Raw genomic sequence first — 18325 nt, forward strand, 5'->3', positions numbered from 1 at the left:
CCGTCTGCCTGAATTCTTTTCAATCAGCGTTGTAAACACTTAGCATTACGGTAAACAAACTGTAAAATGCCGCACTTTGTCATATAGCTGACAAGATTTAGCACGCATAATGCGCGACTTGTTGTACATCACCAGAAGGATAGGACGTCCTAGTGCGGTTATCTTCCTCCCCAATTCAGTGGCTCGGAGCCCTGGTAATTGGCCTGAGTGCCTCTTCTCACGCGGCAACCCCCTGGGTTCAGGCCGGCGACCTGACGGCGCGCCACCACATTGAAGCCCTGCAAAGCCAGGGGTGCCTCAAAGGTATCACCCTGACCTGGCCAATCAGCTGGGCCGCGCTCATGAAAGGTTACCGTGTGGCCTTGGCGGGACAATCCCCAGACCAGGTCAGCCAATGTAAAAACCAGCACTCCGCTTATTTGCAAAAAGCCCTTGAGCAGACCCGCAAGGCCTCTTCCGGCGCGCAATTGACCCTCGGCGGCGCGACTCAAGAGCCGCTCTACACCAGTTTCTCCTCTCAGGTAGAAGATGAAGCCACCAGCCAGATCGCCCTCTATAGTATGGGCGAGCACTGGGCGGCAAACCTGGCAATTGGCTACGTGGATGGTGAGCGGGACGATACCCGCCTGCGCTTCGACGACACTTACCTGGCCGGCATCGTCGGCAACTGGCAGCTTGGCGTCGGCGCCATTGATCGCTGGTGGGGCCCGGGCTGGCAGAGCTCCCTGGCCCTCTCCAACAACGCCCGCCCGGTACCGGGCCTGTGGATGTCCCGGCACATGCCGCTGGCACCGGAAAGCCGCTGGCTAAGCTGGATCGGCCCCTGGGATCTGCAGGTCATCGCCGGCCAGCTGGAAAATGACCGCGCCGTGCCTCAAGCACTCTTGTTGGGGGCGCGCTTCGTCTTCAACCCGCTGGATTCCCTGCAAATCGGCATGACCCGCCTGGCCCAGTGGGGCGGGGAAGGGCGGCCGCAGGATCTTGATGCCTTCTGGAATGCCGTTATCGGCCGCGATAACGGCCAGACTTCCGGCCTGAAAGAAGGCCAGGATCCCAGTAACCAGATTGCCGGTTTCGACTTCCGCCTGTCCCTCACTCCCGGCGATATGCCAGTTGGCCTTTACGGCCAGTTCATGGGTGAAGACGAAGCTGGCGGCCTACCCTCCAAGTTCTCCTCCCTGGCCGGCCTGGATATGGTCACTGACTTCGGTCAGGGCTCCCAGCGCTTTTTTGTGGAAGCCACTGAAACCGTAGCCGGTAGCTGGATCAGCGACCGTCGGCTTAATACCGCTTATGAGCACGGCACTTACCGTTCCGGTTTCCGCCATTATGGGCGCAATATGGCGACCACTTGGGAAGGCGATGCCAGAGCATTAACTTTTGGCATACAACAATATTTTCTTAGCGATGTTGTTGTCGCCCTACATCTGACCCAGGCCACATTGAATCAGGACGGCGTAATTCGTGCTCAGGTTCCGGCTGATGGTTATCCTATTCTACAGTCCGTGAAAGAGCAGGATGTAGCTCTGGCAGAATTACGTATTGCCTCCCCTTTTCTGGGCGGCACCTTACACTGGCTGCTGTCCGCCAGTGAAGACCCCATAGTTACCCCCTTTGAGGAGCGGGAGCAGTGGACTGTTGGGGTGCAATGGACCCGGGATTTTACGTGGTGATTGATAAGACAATGAAGGCTTTAATGAAAGCATCCGTTAAATTAATTGTGGTTCTTGGGTTTGCCCTGATGGTGGGTTGTACCGTTGTACCTGGCGCATATCATTCCCCTACACCCGGCTGGTTTATCGATGATGATGAAATCCCTCAGGGTAAGCGGCTTCCGGATGTGGTGAAAGTGCATGCCATTGGCACGGGCATTCTCGATCAGCAGGATACTCACCCGGTAGACCGAGGTGTCCCTGAGGAAATCGACCTCTCCGACGAGGAGTATGACTATCAGGTTGGTCCCGGTGATGTTTTGCAGATCACCGTCTGGGATCACCCGGAATTGACCATTCCGGCAGGCTCTCTGCGTAGCTCCGCTGAATCCGGTAACTGGGTCCACAACGATGGCACCATCTTTTACCCCTATGTGGGTATCGTGAATGTTGAAGGCCTGAAGGTGACAGAAATCCGGGACATGATCACCGAACGCCTGTCACGCTATATCGAAGATCCCCAGGTAGATGTCTCCATTGCCGCCTTCCGTCACAAGCGTATTTATGTCACCGGTGAAGTAGATGAACCGGGCCTGTACCCGGTAACCAATGTCCCCACCCGTTTGATCGATGCCATTGGCGAGGCCGGCGGGCTGACTCAGTCGGCAGACTGGAGCAGCGTGGTCCTGACTCGCAACGGCAAGGACTACCGTCTCTCCCTGCGGGATATCTACCAGTACGGCAACACCAGCCAGAATGTATTGCTGCAGCCCAACGATGTGGTGAACGTGAACCCAGTGACAGACGCCAAGGTGTTTGTGCTGGGTGAAGTCGGGAAAGCGTCCAGTCTCAAAATGGGGCGCAATGGCCTGACACTGGCAGAGGCACTGGCTGAAAATGGCGGTTTTAACCAGCGCCAGTCCGATGCCTCAGGGGTTTTCGTTTTTCGCAAGGCATCGGCAGAAGCCGAACATGGCATCGACATTTATCAGCTCAATGCCAAGGATGCTGCAGCGCTGGTGCTGGCGGACAGTTTCCGTCTGCAGGAGCGAGACATCGTTTACGTCACAGCAGCGCCGCTGGCCAAATGGAACAGAGTGCTTAGCCTGATTCTGCCTTCAGTAAGCGCCCTATTCCTCGGCAGTCGAACTGAGGAGGCGCTTAGAAATTAACCATGTTCAATCAAATTTTAGTGGTTTGCGATGGAAACATCTGTCGGAGTCCGACAGTGGCAGTCATGCTCAAGGAGTTAACGCCCGCCCTCACCATTATGTCAGCTGGGCTGGTCGGGCTGGAAGGCAGGGATATGGAATCTACGGCCAGAGCGGTGGCCGAACAGAATGGTCTTAGCTGTGGTGAGCATGTGGCCCGCAAGCTCACCGGTGAAATGTGCCGCGAAAGTGATCTGATTCTGGTCATGGAAAGCTCCCAGAAAGAGCGGCTAATCCAGAAGTTTCCGGAAGCCACTGGAAAAGTCTTCCTGCTAACCCACTGGAATGGCAAACATGACATTCCCGATCCCTACAAACGTGGCCGGGGTGCGTACGAACGGATCTATCCGATGATGGAAGCGGCCACCGAGGCCTGGAAAAAAAAATTGTAGGAGCGCCGCTTGAGGCGCGAACCGCCAAGGGCGTCCGAAGGCAATTCGCTTGCAGGCAAGCTCCTACGGCAAAAATTGGGCAGCAAGCCCGTAGGCGTTCCTATCGAGGGACAAACCGCGAAGGCGTTGGCCGGAAGGCCAAGAAGTGTAGAGAGTCAAAGACAGAACCCTTCGTCCCTCACCAAGCGTAGCGAAGGAACGTCGGTAGGCGGCCCCGAAGGGGTGAGCGCAGCGAATAACCGGAACTCCTACAGTTATAAATACAACGGACATAACGAATGGCAGACACCAGCACCACAGCACAGCGCCACCAACAGCCCCATGCCTCCGATGACGATATCGACTTTGGCTATCTGTTTGGCCTGCTGCTGGACAACAAGTGGCTGATTCTTGGTACAGCTCTTTTTGCTCTGATGTTGGGCACCCTTTATGGCATGTTAGCCACCCCTATCTACAAGGGTGATACGTTGCTGCAAATCGAAAAGAAAAGCAGCGGCGTTCCAGGTTTGTCTGAGTTGAATCAGATCTTTGAGCAGGAAGCCTCTGCCGCTGCGGAAATTGAAATCCTGCGTTCGCGCATGGTGTTGGGCGAGGTCATCGAGCAACTGAAGATGAACATTCAGGTGCTGCCTGATCGTACGCCTTTCATTGGCCGTTTCATGGCCGCGGATTCAGCCCCGGCGTTTGTACCCAAGCCCCTCTTTGCGGGTTATCGAGACAGCGAAACCTTTGTGACAGTAAGCAGTTTCACCGTGCCAGAGCGGCTACAAGGGCGAGTCTTCACGCTGCGCGAGGAGAATGGCAATCAGGCGTTGTACCAGGATGACGATTTAGTAGCGTCTTCACCAGTGGGAGAGACACTGAAAAGCGAAGATGGCGGCATTCAATTGCAGATCAACGAGTGGCAGCTCGGGAATGAATCTTTAAATCTGGTCCGGCTTGCTGATGTTACTGCAATCAATGGCTTGCGTAGCGCGTTGTCGATCCAGGAGGTTGGCAAGACCGGGATGCTTAGCCTTCAAATGACGGGCCCGAATAAACAGCGCATCAAAACCATATTGGATGCCATTAGCGAAGCCTACCTGCTTCAGAACGTGAAGCGTCGCTCCGCGGAAGCCGAAAACAGCCTGGAATTTCTCGGTGATCAGCTACCCAAGATCAAGGACAAGCTTACTGAATTTGAAGAAAAGCTTAACGCCTACCGCCTGCAAAGCGAATCGGTAGACTTGAGTATGGAAACCCAGTCTGTGCTTCAGCAAAGTGTCGATATCGAAGCCAAGATCAATGAGCTCAAAGCAAAGGAAGGGGAGCTGGCGACACGTTTTACCAAAGAGCATCCAGCCTACCAGAGCCTGCTGCGTCAAAAGGCCTCGCTGATCGAGCAGAAGCGATCACTAGATAGCCAGATCAAGGATTTACCGGAAACTCAGCAGGAAATCCTGCGCCTTATGCGCGATGTGGAAGTGACACAGCAGATTTATGTGGGCCTGCTCAACAAAACACAGGAACTGCGCATTCTCAAAGCCGGCACCGTGGGCAGTGTGCGCATCATCGACAAGGCCCTGGTTCAGCCTTCACCCATCAAGCCGAAAAAGGCGCTGATTGCAGTTATTGCCATGATGTTGGGCGGCATGGGGGCGGCGGGTATTGTCCTGCTAAGGGCTCTACTAAATAAAGGCATTGAATCTCCAGACAAACTGGAAGAGCAGGGGGTTGCGGTCTACGCAACGGTACCGCTGTCCGAAAAACAGGTGAAAGCCAACAGGCTCACCAACATTAAACAGCGTCGTACGCGTGATAAAAAAATCGTTGGTTCTCCCATCGCCCTGCTGGCGTTGGATGACCCGACTGATCTGGCAATCGAAGCCCTGCGCAGCCTGCGTACCAGCTTGCACTTCGCCATGATGGACGCGGACAACAAAATCCTGATGATCACCGGCCCCAGCCCGGAAGTGGGTAAATCTTTTGTTTCTGCCAATCTGGGCGTAGTTCTGGCGCAAACAGGTCAGCGGGTACTGGTGATTGATGCTGACATGCGCAAAGGACATCTGCATCGTTATTTCCAGGCCGCCAGCCAGCCCGGCTTGTCGACATATTTATCTGGCCAAAGCTCCAAGGAAGACATTATTCAGTCATCCATCGTAGATAAGCTGGATTTTATTGCCCGCGGCAAGGCACCACCGAACCCTTCCGAGCTGCTCATGCATGAACGCTTCAAAACGCTGATGGATTCGCTCAGTGACGACTACGACCTGATTCTGGTGGACACGCCCCCGATCCTGGCTGTTACAGATGCAGCCATCGTCGGCCAGCTGGCTGGCAGCAGCCTGCTGGTCACACGGTTCGGTTTGAATTCCATTAAAGAAGTGGATGCTGCGCTAACTCGCTTTGCCCAAAACAAGGTCGACATCAAAGGTGCCATCCTCAACTGTATGGAGCGCCGCGCCACTAATGAATACGGCTACTACGCTTACGAATACGGGAAAAGCACAGATTAAGCGAAAGGCAGCTACAAGCCACAAGCTACAAGCAGCAAGGGAAGATAAAACAGCACTCGCCTCGCCGTAGGAGCGTCGCTGGCGGCGCGATCCACGAGGGATGCAACGGGCAATGACATCCGATGCGCCACGTAGGACCAGAGCGCAGCGAAGGAACGCACGAAGTGCGGCCCCGAAGGGGTGAGCGGAGCGAATAACACCTCTCGAGGTGCGAACCGCCGCAGGCAGAGGCCCGAAGGGCAATGTTGTGTAACAGCGGTAGTTCGACCGCGAAATGGCAGAACACTAGGGAAATCGCGGTGGAACCACCGCTCCCACAAAGACAAACAGCAAGGTTCACTGTGGGAGCTTGCCTGCAAGCGATGGTTTTCCGTAGGAGCGTCGCTGGCGGCGCGAACCCGGTAATGGCCCCAAGGGCCGTGACGAACACTGAACAGCAAACTGGCACCGGCAGCGGGCAAAAAGATCAGGTAAAGAGAGACCAAATGGAACTGGAAAACATCAAACTGGCCGTTGTTGGCCTGGGTTATGTGGGATTACCGCTAGCGGTGGAATTTGGGAAACACCGCCCGGTGGTTGGCTTCGACATCAACCAGCCCCGCATCGACGCCCTCAGTAACGGCCACGATGCGACTTTGGAAGTGGACGATGCAGAACTGGCTAGCGCCGAACAGCTCACCTTCAGTGCCGATCCGGCAGCCCTGAACGCCTGCAATGTCTACATCGTCACCGTGCCCACCCCCATTGATGAGCACAAGCGTCCGGACCTCACCCCACTGATCAAGGCCTCTGAAACCATCGGCAAGACCTTGAAAAAGGGCGACATCGTCATCTATGAATCCACCGTCTACCCTGGCGCCACTGAAGAAGACTGTGTTCCGGTGCTCGAAGCCGTTTCCGGCCTCGCGTTTAATAAGGATTTTTTCGCCGGCTACAGCCCGGAACGGATTAACCCCGGCGACAAGGAACACCGCGTTACCACCATCACCAAGGTGACTTCCGGCTCCACCCCCGAAATCGCTAACCTGATCGACCAGCTCTACGGCTCCATTATCACCGCCGGCACCCACAAGGCCTCCTGCATTCGCGTAGCCGAAGCGGCGAAAGTGATCGAAAACACCCAGCGAGACCTGAACATCGCCCTGATCAACGAGCTCTCCATGATCTTCAGCCGCATGGGCATCGACACCGAAGAAGTGCTTCAGGCCGCGGGCACCAAATGGAACTTCCTGCCGTTTCGCCCCGGCCTGGTGGGCGGCCACTGCATTGGCGTAGACCCGTATTACCTCACCCACAAGGCCCAGGCCATCGGTTATCACCCGGAAATCATCCTCTCTGGTCGTCGCATCAACGATGGCATGGGCAGCCACGTAGCCAGCGAGCTGGTCAAAGCCATGCTTAATCGCTGTATCCAGGTCAACGGTGCACGCGTATTAGTGATGGGGCTGACTTTCAAAGAAAATTGCCCAGATCTGCGCAACACCCGCGTGGTCGATGTGGTCAGGGAATTGCAGGATTACAATATCCAAGTCGATGTTCACGACCCCTGGATCAACGCGGCAGAGTCCGAACACGAATACGGCATCAGCCCCATTGCAGAGCCTGAGCAGGGCGCCTACGACGCTATTATCCTCGCCGTCGGCCACAACCAGTTCAAAGCCATGGGCGTCGCGGACATCCGCGGCTTCGGCAAAGCAGAGCACGTCCTCTATGATCTGAAATACATCCTCCCTAAGGAGGAGGTGGACCTACGGTTGTAAAGGCAGCTGTGAGCTTTGAGCTATGAGTAAAAGACAAAACCCCAGGAGCTCTCTCTGCTCGTCAGGGTATGCCTGCAAGCGATTCTCTTGTAGGAGCGGTCGTCCGACCGCGAAATGACAGAAAACCGGCAAATCGCGGTGGAACCACCGCTCCCACAAAAAATGTAGGAGCCTCGCTTGAGAGGCGAAGGCCCCGAAGGGGCGAGCGAAGCGAATCACCGCTCGCGGCGTGAACCGCCGCGGGCGGGTCCCGAAGGGCCAGGACAAACAGGGCGAAGCCCTGTTTTGGGTTTCCTCATAGCTCATAGCTAGAAGCTTGTTTAAACGAACAAACAACGGAACCACCATGACAACCCGCTACCAACAGATCCAGCAAGACCTCAAGGCCAGCCCCAAAACCTGGCTTATCACCGGTGTGGCGGGCTTCATCGGCTCCAACCTGCTCGAAACCCTGCTGCGCCTCGACCAGACCGTCATCGGTCTGGATAACTTCGTCACTGGCCACCAGCACAACCTGGATGAAGTCCAGACTGAAGTCACAGCAGGCCAATGGGCCCGTTTCACCTTCATTGAAGGCGACATCCGTAACCTGGACGACTGCAAGAAGGCCGTCACCGGGGCGGACTATGTCCTCCACCAGGCCGCTCTGGGCTCTGTCCCGCGCTCCATTGAAGACCCGATCAACACCAACCAGGCCAACATCGACGGTTTCCTGAACATGCTGGTGGCTGCCAAAGACGAAGGCGTGCAAAGCTTTACCTACGCCGCCTCCAGCTCCACCTACGGCGACCACCCCGGTTTGCCCAAAGTGGAAGACAAAATCGGCAAGCCCCTTTCCCCTTATGCCGTCACGAAATACGTCAACGAACTCTATGCTGACGTATTTGCCCGCACCTACGATTTCAACACCATCGGCTTGCGCTATTTTAACGTGTTCGGCAAACGCCAGGACCCTAACGGTGCCTACGCCGCGGTCATCCCCAAATGGACCGCTGCCATGATCCAGGGCGAGGACGTGTTCATCAATGGCGACGGCGAAACCAGCCGGGATTTCTGCTTTATCGAGAATGTGGTGCAGATAAATCTGTTGGCGGCCACCGCAGAGGCAGAAGCAAAAAACCAGGTCTTTAACGTGGCCTTGGGCGACAGAACCACGCTGAACACCCTGTTCGATGCGCTTAAAACAGCCCTGAAAGAGTGTGGGGTGAACTATGAAAGTGATCCTGTTTACCGTGATTTCCGCGCAGGAGACGTTCGCCACTCCCAGGCCGACATCAGCAAGGCACAAGAGATACTGGGCTATGAGCCCCAATTCCGCATCTACGATGGCATCGGCAAGGCTATGCCCTGGTATGTAAAAACGCTGCAAGCATGAGAGAAAACATGAAGATTTTGGTCACAGGCGGCGCCGGCTTTATCGGCTCCGCCGTTATACGCCACATCATTGAGAACACGGACGACAGTGTCGTGAACGTGGACAAGCTCACCTATGCCGGTAACCTGGAAAGTCTGGCGGAGGTCAGCGACAGCGACCGCTATGTTTTTGAGCAGGTCGATATCTGTAATCGGGCTGAGCTGGACCGGGTGTTCAGTACTCACCGTCCTGATGCGGTGATGCATCTGGCCGCTGAAAGCCACGTGGACCGGTCCATCGACGGCCCTGCAGCCTTCATGGAAACCAATATCATCGGCACCTACACCTTGTTGGAAGCGGCGCGCCAATACTGGTCCGCGCTCGCAGAAGCCGCCCAGCAAGCCTTCCGGTTCCACCATATCTCCACCGATGAAGTCTACGGTGATCTGGAAGGCCCGGAAGACCTGTTCACGGAAACCACCCCCTACGCGCCCAGCTCGCCGTACTCAGCCAGCAAGGCCAGCTCCGATCATCTGGTCCGCGCCTGGTTGCGCACCTACGGCTTCCCGACACTGATCACTAACTGCTCCAACAATTATGGCCCCTACCACTTCCCGGAAAAGCTTATCCCGTTGATGATCCTCAACGCCCTTGAAGGCAAACCCTTGCCGGTATACGGGCAGGGCACCCAGGTACGCGACTGGCTCTACGTGGAAGATCACGCCCGCGCCCTCTACAAGGTAGCCACCGAAGGCAAAGTCGGGGAGACCTACAACATCGGTGGCCACAACGAAAAGCAGAACATCGAAGTGGTACACACCCTCTGCGACCTGCTCGAAGAGTTGGTGCCCAACAAGCCTGCAGGCATCAACGAATACCGTGATCTGATCACCCACGTACAGGATCGCCCCGGCCATGACCTGCGCTACGCCATCGATGCCAGCAAAATCGAACGCGAACTGGGTTGGACCCCGGAAGAAACTTTCGAAACCGGCATCCGCAAAACCGTACAGTGGTACCTAGACAACAGCGAATGGTGCCAGCGGGTACAGGATGGCAGCTACCGGCGCGAACGCTTGGGCACACACACCGCAGCAGGGGCAAATTAAACACCATGGCAAGGATGCGCCCCCTCAACATACTACTGCTTGGCAAGAACGGTCAGGTCGGCTGGGAGCTCCAGCGCAGCCTGGCCCCGCTGGGTAAGGTCACCGCGCTGGATCGTTTCGGACAGGATAGTCTGTGTGGCGATATCAGCAATATGGATGGCCTGCGCCACACCATCGACACCGTTAAACCGGATATTCTCGTCAATGCGGCAGCCTACACCGCCGTCGACAAGGCAGAAGACGAGCCTGAGCTGGCAATCCGGCTCAATACCGAAGCCCCGGTTGTAATGGCGAAAGCCATGCAGGCACTGGGCGGTTGCCTGGTGCATTACTCCACGGATTACGTCTTCGATGGCAGCGGCACCACCCCCTGGAAAGAAGCCGATGAAGTCGGGCCACTCAGCGTTTACGGCGCAAGCAAGATGGCCGCTGAATCCGCCATTCAGGAAACTGGCTGCCACCACCTGATCTTTCGCACCAGCTGGGTATATGCCAGCCGGGGCAACAACTTCGCCAAAACCATGCTGTGGCTGGCGAAAGAGCGCGAGACCCTGAATGTGATCAATGATCAAATCGGCGCACCCACAGGAGCAGACTTGATCGCAGATGTCACCGCCCATGCACTGCGCCAATGGCAACGGCAGCCCCAAACAGCGGGCCTGTACCACCTGGCCGCCAGTGGCGAAACCTCCTGGCATCAATACGCTAACGTTGTCATCCAGTGGGCACAAAAAGCCGGTATACCCCTTGCAGTGCAATCCGTGAATCCCATCCCGAGTGAGGAGTACCCGGTGCCCGCCGAGCGGCCCAAGAATTCACGACTGGACTGCCAAGTACTTGAAAGCACATTTGGCCTCCAGCTGCCACCGTGGCAGCAGGGCGTAGAACGCATGCTCCAGGAAATAACCAATAAGGAAGCACTATGACCAACCGAAAAGGCATCATTCTGGCCGGAGGCTCCGGCACACGCCTGTACCCGCTGACTATTGGTGTGTCCAAGCAGCTGCTGCCCATCTACGACAAACCGATGATCTATTACCCGCTGTCGGTGCTGATGCTGGCGGGTATTCGAGAAGTGCTAATCATCACCACCGCGGAAGACCAGGCCGGGTTTCAGCGTCTTCTGGGCGATGGCAGCCAGTTCGGCATTGAGCTGACCTACGCCATCCAGCCCAGCCCGGACGGCCTGGCCCAGGCCTTCATCATCGGCGAAGAATTTATCGGAGATGATCCTGTCTGCTTGGTACTGGGGGACAATATCTATCACGGTCCCGGCCTGTCCCAGATGTTGCAGGCTGCCAACGAACAGAAAAGCGGCGCCACCGTATTCGGCTACCATGTCTCTGACCCGGAGCGCTTCGGTGTGGTGGAGTTCGACGAGCACAAGCGGGCAGTATCCATCGAAGAAAAACCCGCCAACGCCAAATCCAATTACGCGGTCACCGGGCTCTATTTCTATGATAACGATGTCGTGGACATCGCCAAACAGGTGAAACCCTCGGATCGCGGTGAATTGGAGATCACCACCGTCAACCAAGCCTATCTGGAAAGGGGCGATCTGAATGTCCAGCTGTTGGGTCGCGGCTATGCCTGGCTGGACACCGGCACCTTCGATTCCCTTCACGAGGCGGCCGGCTACATCGAAACCCTGGAAAAGCGTCAGGGGCTCAAGGTCGCCTGCTTGGAAGAAATTGCCTACCGCATGGGGTTTATCAGCAAAACCCAGCTGAAAGAACAAGCGGAATTGCTTAAGAAAAACAGCTATGGCGCTTACCTGATGAAGTTGCTGGAGCAGGAATAAGTATGGAAGTGATTGAAACGCAGATCCCGGACGTCAAGCTAATCAAGCCGAAAGTCTTTGGGGATGAGCGCGGCTTCTTTATGGAAACCTGGAATTCGAAAGCGTTCCAGGAAGCAGGGATTGACGCCGACTTTGTGCAGGATAACCACAGCCGATCAGTGAAGAACACTCTGCGTGGCCTCCATTACCAAATCAAACAACCTCAAGGAAAGCTAGTGCGCTGTACATGGGGGGAAGTGTTTGATGTGGCGGTGGATATCCGCAAAGGCTCACCGACATTCGGGCAATGGGTTGGGGAAATACTCTCAGAAGAAAACCAGTACCAGCTTTGGGTGCCGCCGGGTTTTGCCCATGGCTTTCTGGTGTTAAGTGAAACGGCTGATTTTCAGTATAAGTGCACAGATTTTTATGCGCCGGAGCATGAGCGAGCCATTCACTGGGCAGACAAGACAACCGGCATAGAGTGGCCGCTACGCAATAGAGAGCAACCACTGGTCTCTCCCAAGGATGCGCAGGCACTCAGTTTCGAAAAGGCGGACAAATACCATCTCGAAGGTGCAGCGGTATGAGCTTGGTGAAATGGGTAGACTTTCAATCGCTGGGTGATGCGCGCGGCAGCCTGGTTGCCGTGGAAATCGGCATGGAGAAAGCTGTCCCATTCGATATCAAACGCGTGTATTACATCTACCACACTGAGCAGGGCGTGAGCCGTGGGTATCACGCCCACAAGAACCTCAAGCAGGTTGCCATCTGTGTGGCGGGTAAATGCCGCATGGTACTGGATGATGGTCAAACACGTGAAGAAGTGTGGCTGGATTCACCCACTAGTGGGTTGGTGATAGAAGACTTGGTCTGGCGGGAAATGCATGACTTCAGTGAGGATTGCGTTCTGTTGGTTCTGGCCAGCGAGCACTACAACGAATCAGATTACATCCGGGATTACGAGGATTTCATGAAAGAGGTATCTCAGTGAGCGTTCTTCACCCTTTGGCAGACGTAGCGGATTGTGAACTTGGCGCAGGTACCCGGATCTGGCAATACGCTGTCATTCTTCAAGGAGCGAAAATTGGCAATGACTGCAATGTGTGTGCGCACACTCTGATAGAGGGTGACGTCATTATCGGGGACAGAGTCACAGTTAAGTCCGGTGTGTTCCTGTGGGATGGCACCCGGGTTGGTGATGATGTCTTTATCGGCCCCAACGCGACCTTTACAAACGACCCAACGCCTCGCTCCAGACAATACCCGGAGAAATACGAAGGGATTATTGTTGAATCTGGCGCCAGTATCGGCGCGAATGCCACTATCCTACCAGGGATTGTGATTGGAGAGCGTGCCATGGTGGGTGCCGGTGCGGTGGTAACCCGCGATGTGCCCGCGGATGCAGTCGTGGTAGGCAATCCGGCAAAAGTGATCAGGTATATTGAAACATGATTCCATTTCTCGATCTGAAAGCCATCAATCAGCAATACCGCGATGAACTGGTTGAAGCGGCCACCCGTGTGATTGACTCCGGCTGGTACATTCAGGGCGAGGAGGTTGGGGCCTTTGAAAGGGAATTTTCCGACTATTGCGGCACGCAGCATTGCATTGGCGTAGCTAACGGATTGGATGCACTGACGTTGACCCTGCGAGCATGGAAAGAGCAGGGCAGGCTGAAGGAAGGCGATGAAGTCATCGTCCCTGCCAACACCTATATTGCCAGTGTCCTGGCCATTACCGAAAACAGGCTCAAGCCCGTTTTGGTTGAGCCGGATGAGAGCACGTTCAACTTGTGCCCTGAAAAGACCGCAGCCGCCATTACGCCAGAGACAAAAGCTATTCTTGCCGTCCATCTCTACGGGCAGATCGCCCCCATGAAAGAAATCATGGCGCTGGCTAAAGCCCAGAATTTACTTGTATTGGAAGATGCCGCCCAGGCCCATGGTGCCTCAATTGACGGACAGAAGGCCGGCAGCTGGGGCGATGCGGCAGGATTCAGCTTTTATCCCGGAAAAAATCTGGGAGCTCTAGGGGATGGTGGAGCAGTCACTACCGATGATGGTGAATTGGCAAAAACAATTCGGGCCTTAGGTAACTATGGCAGCCACAAAAAATATGAAAACCGTTACCAGGGTTTAAACAGTCGTCTTGATGAGATGCAGGCTGCCATGCTGAGAGTGAAACTAAACTACTTAGAGAACGAGATTGAACGGCGAAGAAGTGCAGCAAAGTACTACTTAAATAAAATTCAAAATCCTAGCATACAGCTTCCATATGTACCTTGCCGAGAGAGCCATGTCTGGCACCTGTTTGTTATTCGATGCGCTAGGAGAGATGAACTAAAAGATTGGCTGTCAGCTAGAGGTATTACAACACAGATTCACTATCCGATACCTCCGCACAAGCAACAAGCTTATTCGGGACTAAGAGCGGAATCGCCGACAACAAATGATTTGCACACATCAGTTTTAAGTTTGCCAATATCCCCGGTCATGCCCACATATATGAACGACGCTGTCGTAAAAGGGTGTAATGAGTGGTGTTGAAATATGCGAAGGTTGATTTTAATGGTTTTTATATGACAGAAAAATTTTTAACTGACATGAAAAGGGCCAATTTCTTTGGGCAATGAAGTAGAGGCGAGTTCCCAGCGGCAGATATTGCGATCGTCATTCTTGATCGGTGGATCCTCACTGATAAATGTGCTGGTCGGTCTGCTGAGGATAAAAGTTGTTGCAATTCTACTAGGCCCATCAGGTGTTGGGTTGTTAGGGATTTTGAACAATACAATGTCTGTAGGTGCTGCAATTTCTGGGCTTGGAGTAAATAGCGCTGCGACAAGGCAGGTTGCCGAAGCTAACTCGATCGGAAATATGCAGGCGCTAGCTGAAGTGCGCAGGGCTCTGTTAATAGCCTCTATCGGCCTCGCATTTATAGGCGGTTTTCTGTTTTGGTTTTTAAGGGATGATATTTCCAAAACTGTTTTGGATAATGATGAGTACAACTGGGCAGTCGGATGGCTTGCTTTTGGCTTGATTTTCATAGTTATTTCAGCTGGATTTAAATCGCTGCTAACTGGAATGAGAATGGTTGCGGAGCTAGCTAAAGTAACTATCCTATCAGCACTGATTAGTACAGTTATAGGGGTGGCTGGAATTTATTTTTTCGAGGACTATGGGGTTGTTCTTTTAGTTATTGTTGCACCTTTATCAGTGCTTGTGATGAGTTTTTATTATATGTCACTGATTGATCATGCTAGGGTTGAATTTTTATCCTTTAAAGGGCTTAGGTATCAATGGGGTAAATTATTTAAGCTGGGCCTTGCTTTTATGCTCGCCGGGCTTGCAGGTACGCTTGGTGATCTTGTTGTTAAAAGTTTAGTTCAAAAAAACCTTGGAATGGAGGGTTTGGGATACTTTCAGGCATCATGGATCATTTCAATGACATACGTTGGCTTTGTGCTAGCGGCAATGGGTACAGATTATTATCCGCAGCTATCAAGCTGCATCCGAGATAAAAAAAAGGCTGAGAGCTTGGTGAATGATCAGTCTGAAATTGCGATTCTTCTTGCTGGTCCTATTATTTTGATGATGCTTTCATTGGCGCCTTGGATTATTCAACTTTTGTACAGTAAAGAGTTTTTTCTGGCGGCCCCACTATTAAAGCTACTGATATTTGGTGATGTGTTGCGAGTGATATCTTGGCCACTGGGGTTTGTTGTCATTGCATCGGGAAAAGGGAAGCTTTTTGTTTTTTCGGAGGTTTTTGTAACTGTTCTCTTTGTTTTGGCTGTATGGTTTTTTGTGGATCGTGGCGGGCTTGAGGCTGTTGGCTTCGCGTTTATTTTAAAATACATTATTTATGTGCCTGTCGTATATTTTATGGCCAAGAAAATTATAGGCTTTTCTTGGAGCGGTTCAGTCAAGAAAGAAATGACTATATTGATATTTTTTTCAGGCTTGGTTGGGTGCTTGAGCAGCGTTAATTATTGGCTTGTGGTTCTGTCTGTATTTGTCTCTTTAGTTGTGGCGCTTAGATCGGTGAAGAAAATTTCAGAAATGAGTGGGCTCTTGGAAGGGTGGCCACGTATTGCAAAAGTTTTTAAAAAGCTAAGGCTGTTATAATTTGTGTGGGTTAGATATGTTGAGTGGTATAAGTTTTATAATTCCTTGTTTTAATGCTTCGAATTATATCGAGGCAAGTTATGCGATGCTTTCCAGGCAAACAGTGTCGAATTTCGAAATGGTTTTTGTCGATGATGGTTCTACGGATGATACCCTCCAAAAACTAGGCCGTTTGGCGGCGAGTAATGTGGTTGTTGTTTCTCAAGAAAATAAAGGAATCACTGGTGCTAGATTAGCTGGTCTCCATGCTGCAAAATATAGCCATGTTGCTTTTGTGGATGTTGATGATTTTGTTGACGAAGATCTTGCACAAGAAGCGATAAAAGTTTTTGACCTCAATCCAAATGTTGATGCTGTTCTTTACGATTTCGGCTACTACAATGAGGGGAAATTTAGTCCTTTTCCATACAAATTTAATCTTCCCTGTTCTGGTTTGGAACTTGTCAGGAATACTTTCCCTGCTTGGCGAGCTTATACAAATGGAGTCCTTAGGAAGGTTGATGCAATACGTGGGTATTCTGAATCACTTCCTGGATCAACAAATTCAGACGAGTTGGCGAATAGGTTGTCAATTATTAATGCAAAAGAAATTCGGAAAATAAAGTCAAAATATTATTATGTGGTTACTCCAGGCTCAACCTCCAAAAAGGTAAATGACAATCTTTTAACCCGACTGCAAACGGCGTCATGGGCCAAAGAGTATTTCCTTGATTTTTATTCTGATCCTGAGATAGGGCGGGATATGTTTGTTTATCTTCTACAAGAGTATTGCACGCTCTCTCTGGTCTATGCCGCTGAATGTGGAAAGCCGAATGGCCCCTGCTCGCGATTATGGCTTGAAAAGCTTCGGCTGTGTAGGAAGCAACTTCTTGATGATTTTTCGTTTAGGGTTATGAGGCTGAAAGATTTTAAGAAGGTTGCTTTTTTGTTTTTCTCTCCACTCTATTTTTATTACTCGAGTGGCCGAAATGCTCAATAATAATCCTCTTGTCACATCTCTGATGCTGTCTTTCAATAGTAGGGACTATGTAAGAAGTGCCTTAAACGCCGCATTTGAGCAAAGCCACAATAATTTAGAAATTATTGTGGCTGATGATTGCTCTGCTGATGACACCTGTGAGCTGGTTAAGCGGATGTTTAGTGAATACACGGGTAGTAAAAAGTGTAGGCTGATTGAAAATTCAGAGAACAAGTGCACCTTGAATAATTTTATCTCAGCAACTGAGAGCGCTTCCGGCGAACTAATAGTGGTTTCTGCTTCTGATGACATTTCTAAGCCCAATAGAGTTTCGGAAATTGTAAAGCAGTGGTAAGCCGTAGGTGTCCTGCGGTTGTTTATTGTTACGGATTATTAAGCCGTATGGCAGGAATTGATTGGGTGTTGATTGATGGTTGAGAAAGAAAGAAGGAAATCGGAAACCGAAGCGCCTTTAGTTACGTTTGCCTTGCTTGCATACAACCAGGAGCAATATATTCGTGAGGCTATCGAAGGTGCCTTTTCTCAAGATTATGGCAATCTTGAAATTATACTGTCTGATGACTGCTCCGATGATAACACGTTTGAGATCATGAAAGAGTGCGCTGCGGCCTATTCCGGGCCGCATAGGGTTAAAATTAATAAAAATGAATATAACCTCTGCACATTGGGTCATTTTTTTAAAGTTAGTGACCTTGCATCAGGTCAGTTGATGGTTTTGTCTGCTGCCGATGATATTTCCTTCCCCAAAAGAGTTTCTTTAACTGTCAGGGCTTGGCAAGAAACAGGGGCTAGCGCTGTTTTCTCTGACTACTCATTGATTGATGATGAGGGAATGGTTCTTAATGAAAAATTTTCTCCAGGAAAACACAGTAAAATGCTTGAAAGGGTTTTTGGGCGAGCTTGTGAGTTTGAAATACATGGTGCCTCTTCAGCCTATGATGTTAGGTTCGTAAAGTCTCTTCCAAGACCTAGCGATAGATTTCTTTTCGAAGATTCATACATGACATTCATGTTGAGCTTGTTCGACCGCCAGTGCCATAAGATCGATGAAGCCCTGGTTTTTTATAGGCAGCATTCGACTTCATTAAGTAATAACTTGGTGTCATCTAATATTAATAATGAAAAGTCTCACAACTTGGCGCTGCTTGCCCCCTACAGAAATAGGTATGAGTTGTCTCTTTTTTTATATTGTTTCGCAGTAAATATTTCGAGTTCAAGCTTCAATGAAAAGGAATACGTTAAGTATATTAATGGTTTTAAGTGTAAAAGTGAGTGGTTTAAGTGGGGTTTATGTTCAAGAGTTAGGTTTCTTGTCTCTGGCGTTTATTCACCGGAATTTAGGAGTTGGATGATCCCCAGGCTTTTTGGACTTAACATGTTTGTTTACTTGAAGGTATATAAGCTTTGGCTGGCGGGAAGGTTACGCCGACTTTTCTCCGGGCTCTGATGTTGAGGTTTCCGCC

The 18325-nt window shown here is 52.0% G+C and carries 17 protein-coding genes; all 17 read left to right on the forward strand.

All coding sequences use genetic code 11. From position 1 onward, the window contains the following. The first annotated feature begins 419 nt into the window (after nt 1-419). Nucleotides 420-1673, forward strand: coding sequence for a capsule assembly Wzi family protein (locus B3Q33_RS02675; protein WP_273010250.1), 1254 nt, complete (start codon nt 420-422; stop codon nt 1671-1673). A 23-nt stretch (nt 1674-1696) separates the two neighbouring features. Continuing rightward, on the forward strand, nt 1697-2824 hold the full coding sequence (locus B3Q33_RS02680) for a polysaccharide export protein (RefSeq protein WP_273010249.1): 1128 nt from the start codon (nt 1697-1699) through the stop codon (nt 2822-2824). A 2-nt stretch (nt 2825-2826) separates the two neighbouring features. Further along, nucleotides 2827-3255, forward strand: coding sequence for a low molecular weight protein-tyrosine-phosphatase (locus B3Q33_RS02685; RefSeq protein ID WP_273010248.1), 429 nt, complete (start codon nt 2827-2829; stop codon nt 3253-3255). A gap of 278 nt (nt 3256-3533) precedes the next feature. Then, nucleotides 3534-5753: a polysaccharide biosynthesis tyrosine autokinase gene (locus B3Q33_RS02690; protein WP_273010247.1), complete on the forward strand. Its 2220-nt coding sequence runs from the start codon at nt 3534-3536 to the stop codon at nt 5751-5753. Nucleotides 5754-6238: 485 nt separating this feature from the next. Further along, complete coding sequence (gene tviB, locus B3Q33_RS02695) at nt 6239-7513, forward strand: Vi polysaccharide biosynthesis UDP-N-acetylglucosamine C-6 dehydrogenase TviB (protein ID WP_273010246.1); 1275 nt, start codon at nt 6239-6241, stop codon at nt 7511-7513. A gap of 346 nt (nt 7514-7859) precedes the next feature. Further along, nucleotides 7860-8888: an NAD-dependent epimerase/dehydratase family protein gene (locus B3Q33_RS02700; protein ID WP_273010245.1), complete on the forward strand. Its 1029-nt coding sequence runs from the start codon at nt 7860-7862 to the stop codon at nt 8886-8888. Nucleotides 8889-8896: 8 nt separating this feature from the next. Next, complete coding sequence (gene rffG / locus B3Q33_RS02705; protein ID WP_273010244.1) at nt 8897-9976, forward strand: dTDP-glucose 4,6-dehydratase; 1080 nt, start codon at nt 8897-8899, stop codon at nt 9974-9976. 5 nt (nt 9977-9981) lie between these two features. Further along, a complete protein-coding gene (gene rfbD / locus B3Q33_RS02710) occupies nt 9982-10902 on the forward strand; it encodes a dTDP-4-dehydrorhamnose reductase (protein ID WP_273010243.1) in 921 nt (306 codons plus the stop codon). After that, a complete protein-coding gene (gene rfbA / locus B3Q33_RS02715; protein ID WP_273010241.1) occupies nt 10899-11777 on the forward strand; it encodes a glucose-1-phosphate thymidylyltransferase RfbA in 879 nt (292 codons plus the stop codon). Before rfbD ends, rfbA begins: the two co-directional genes overlap by 4 nt. Nucleotides 11778-11779: 2 nt before the next feature. Continuing rightward, nucleotides 11780-12346: a dTDP-4-dehydrorhamnose 3,5-epimerase gene (gene rfbC / locus B3Q33_RS02720; protein WP_273010240.1), complete on the forward strand. Its 567-nt coding sequence runs from the start codon at nt 11780-11782 to the stop codon at nt 12344-12346. Then, nucleotides 12343-12750 (forward strand): sugar 3,4-ketoisomerase, encoded by a 408-nt coding sequence (locus B3Q33_RS02725; RefSeq protein WP_273010239.1) that lies wholly within the window; start codon nt 12343-12345, stop codon nt 12748-12750. The genes rfbC and B3Q33_RS02725 overlap by 4 nt, the downstream gene beginning before the upstream one ends. Beyond that, nucleotides 12747-13211 (forward strand): acyltransferase, encoded by a 465-nt coding sequence (locus tag B3Q33_RS02730; RefSeq protein WP_273010238.1) that lies wholly within the window; start codon nt 12747-12749, stop codon nt 13209-13211. Before B3Q33_RS02725 ends, B3Q33_RS02730 begins: the two co-directional genes overlap by 4 nt. After that, complete coding sequence (locus tag B3Q33_RS02735) at nt 13208-14305, forward strand: DegT/DnrJ/EryC1/StrS family aminotransferase (RefSeq protein ID WP_273010237.1); 1098 nt, start codon at nt 13208-13210, stop codon at nt 14303-14305. Before B3Q33_RS02730 ends, B3Q33_RS02735 begins: the two co-directional genes overlap by 4 nt. A 114-nt stretch (nt 14306-14419) precedes the next feature. After that, nucleotides 14420-15883 (forward strand): O-antigen translocase, encoded by a 1464-nt coding sequence (locus B3Q33_RS02740; protein ID WP_273010256.1) that lies wholly within the window; start codon nt 14420-14422, stop codon nt 15881-15883. A 16-nt stretch (nt 15884-15899) separates the two neighbouring features. After that, nucleotides 15900-16862 (forward strand): glycosyltransferase family 2 protein, encoded by a 963-nt coding sequence (locus B3Q33_RS02745; RefSeq protein WP_273010236.1) that lies wholly within the window; start codon nt 15900-15902, stop codon nt 16860-16862. Continuing rightward, the gene (locus B3Q33_RS02750) at nt 16852-17196 is read left to right on the forward strand and encodes a glycosyltransferase family 2 protein (RefSeq protein WP_273010235.1); all 345 of its coding nucleotides are present in this window, start codon (nt 16852-16854) and stop codon (nt 17194-17196) included. Before B3Q33_RS02745 ends, B3Q33_RS02750 begins: the two co-directional genes overlap by 11 nt. Before the next feature lie 75 nt (nt 17197-17271). Continuing rightward, nucleotides 17272-18309 (forward strand): glycosyltransferase, encoded by a 1038-nt coding sequence (locus B3Q33_RS02755; RefSeq protein ID WP_273010234.1) that lies wholly within the window; start codon nt 17272-17274, stop codon nt 18307-18309. Nucleotides 18310-18325 lie beyond the last annotated feature (16 nt).

The sequence above is a fragment of the Alcanivorax sp. UBA3183 genome (assembly GCF_002364155.1).
Classification (GTDB): Bacteria; Pseudomonadota; Gammaproteobacteria; order Pseudomonadales; family Alcanivoracaceae; genus Alcanivorax; species Alcanivorax jadensis.

Excerpts from the sequence above, each read along its gene's own strand:
- B3Q33_RS02680 (WP_273010249.1), top strand. The coding sequence starts at position 1,697 with ATGAAAGCATCCGTTAAATTAATTGTGGTTCTTGGGTTTGCCCTGATG.
- B3Q33_RS02685 (WP_273010248.1), top strand. The coding sequence starts at position 2,827 with ATGTTCAATCAAATTTTAGTGGTTTGCGATGGAAACATCTGTCGGAGT.
- B3Q33_RS02690 (WP_273010247.1), top strand. The coding sequence starts at position 3,534 with ATGGCAGACACCAGCACCACAGCACAGCGCCACCAACAGCCCCATGCC.
- tviB (WP_273010246.1), top strand. The coding sequence starts at position 6,239 with ATGGAACTGGAAAACATCAAACTGGCCGTTGTTGGCCTGGGTTATGTG.
- B3Q33_RS02700 (WP_273010245.1), top strand. The coding sequence starts at position 7,860 with ATGACAACCCGCTACCAACAGATCCAGCAAGACCTCAAGGCCAGCCCC.
- rffG (WP_273010244.1), top strand. The coding sequence starts at position 8,897 with ATGAAGATTTTGGTCACAGGCGGCGCCGGCTTTATCGGCTCCGCCGTT.
- rfbD (WP_273010243.1), top strand. The coding sequence starts at position 9,982 with ATGGCAAGGATGCGCCCCCTCAACATACTACTGCTTGGCAAGAACGGT.
- rfbA (WP_273010241.1), top strand. The coding sequence starts at position 10,899 with ATGACCAACCGAAAAGGCATCATTCTGGCCGGAGGCTCCGGCACACGC.
- rfbC (WP_273010240.1), top strand. The coding sequence starts at position 11,780 with ATGGAAGTGATTGAAACGCAGATCCCGGACGTCAAGCTAATCAAGCCG.
- B3Q33_RS02725 (WP_273010239.1), top strand. The coding sequence starts at position 12,343 with ATGAGCTTGGTGAAATGGGTAGACTTTCAATCGCTGGGTGATGCGCGC.
- B3Q33_RS02735 (WP_273010237.1), top strand. The coding sequence starts at position 13,208 with ATGATTCCATTTCTCGATCTGAAAGCCATCAATCAGCAATACCGCGAT.
- B3Q33_RS02745 (WP_273010236.1), top strand. The coding sequence starts at position 15,900 with ATGTTGAGTGGTATAAGTTTTATAATTCCTTGTTTTAATGCTTCGAAT.
- B3Q33_RS02750 (WP_273010235.1), top strand. The coding sequence starts at position 16,852 with ATGCTCAATAATAATCCTCTTGTCACATCTCTGATGCTGTCTTTCAAT.
- B3Q33_RS02755 (WP_273010234.1), top strand. The coding sequence starts at position 17,272 with ATGGTTGAGAAAGAAAGAAGGAAATCGGAAACCGAAGCGCCTTTAGTT.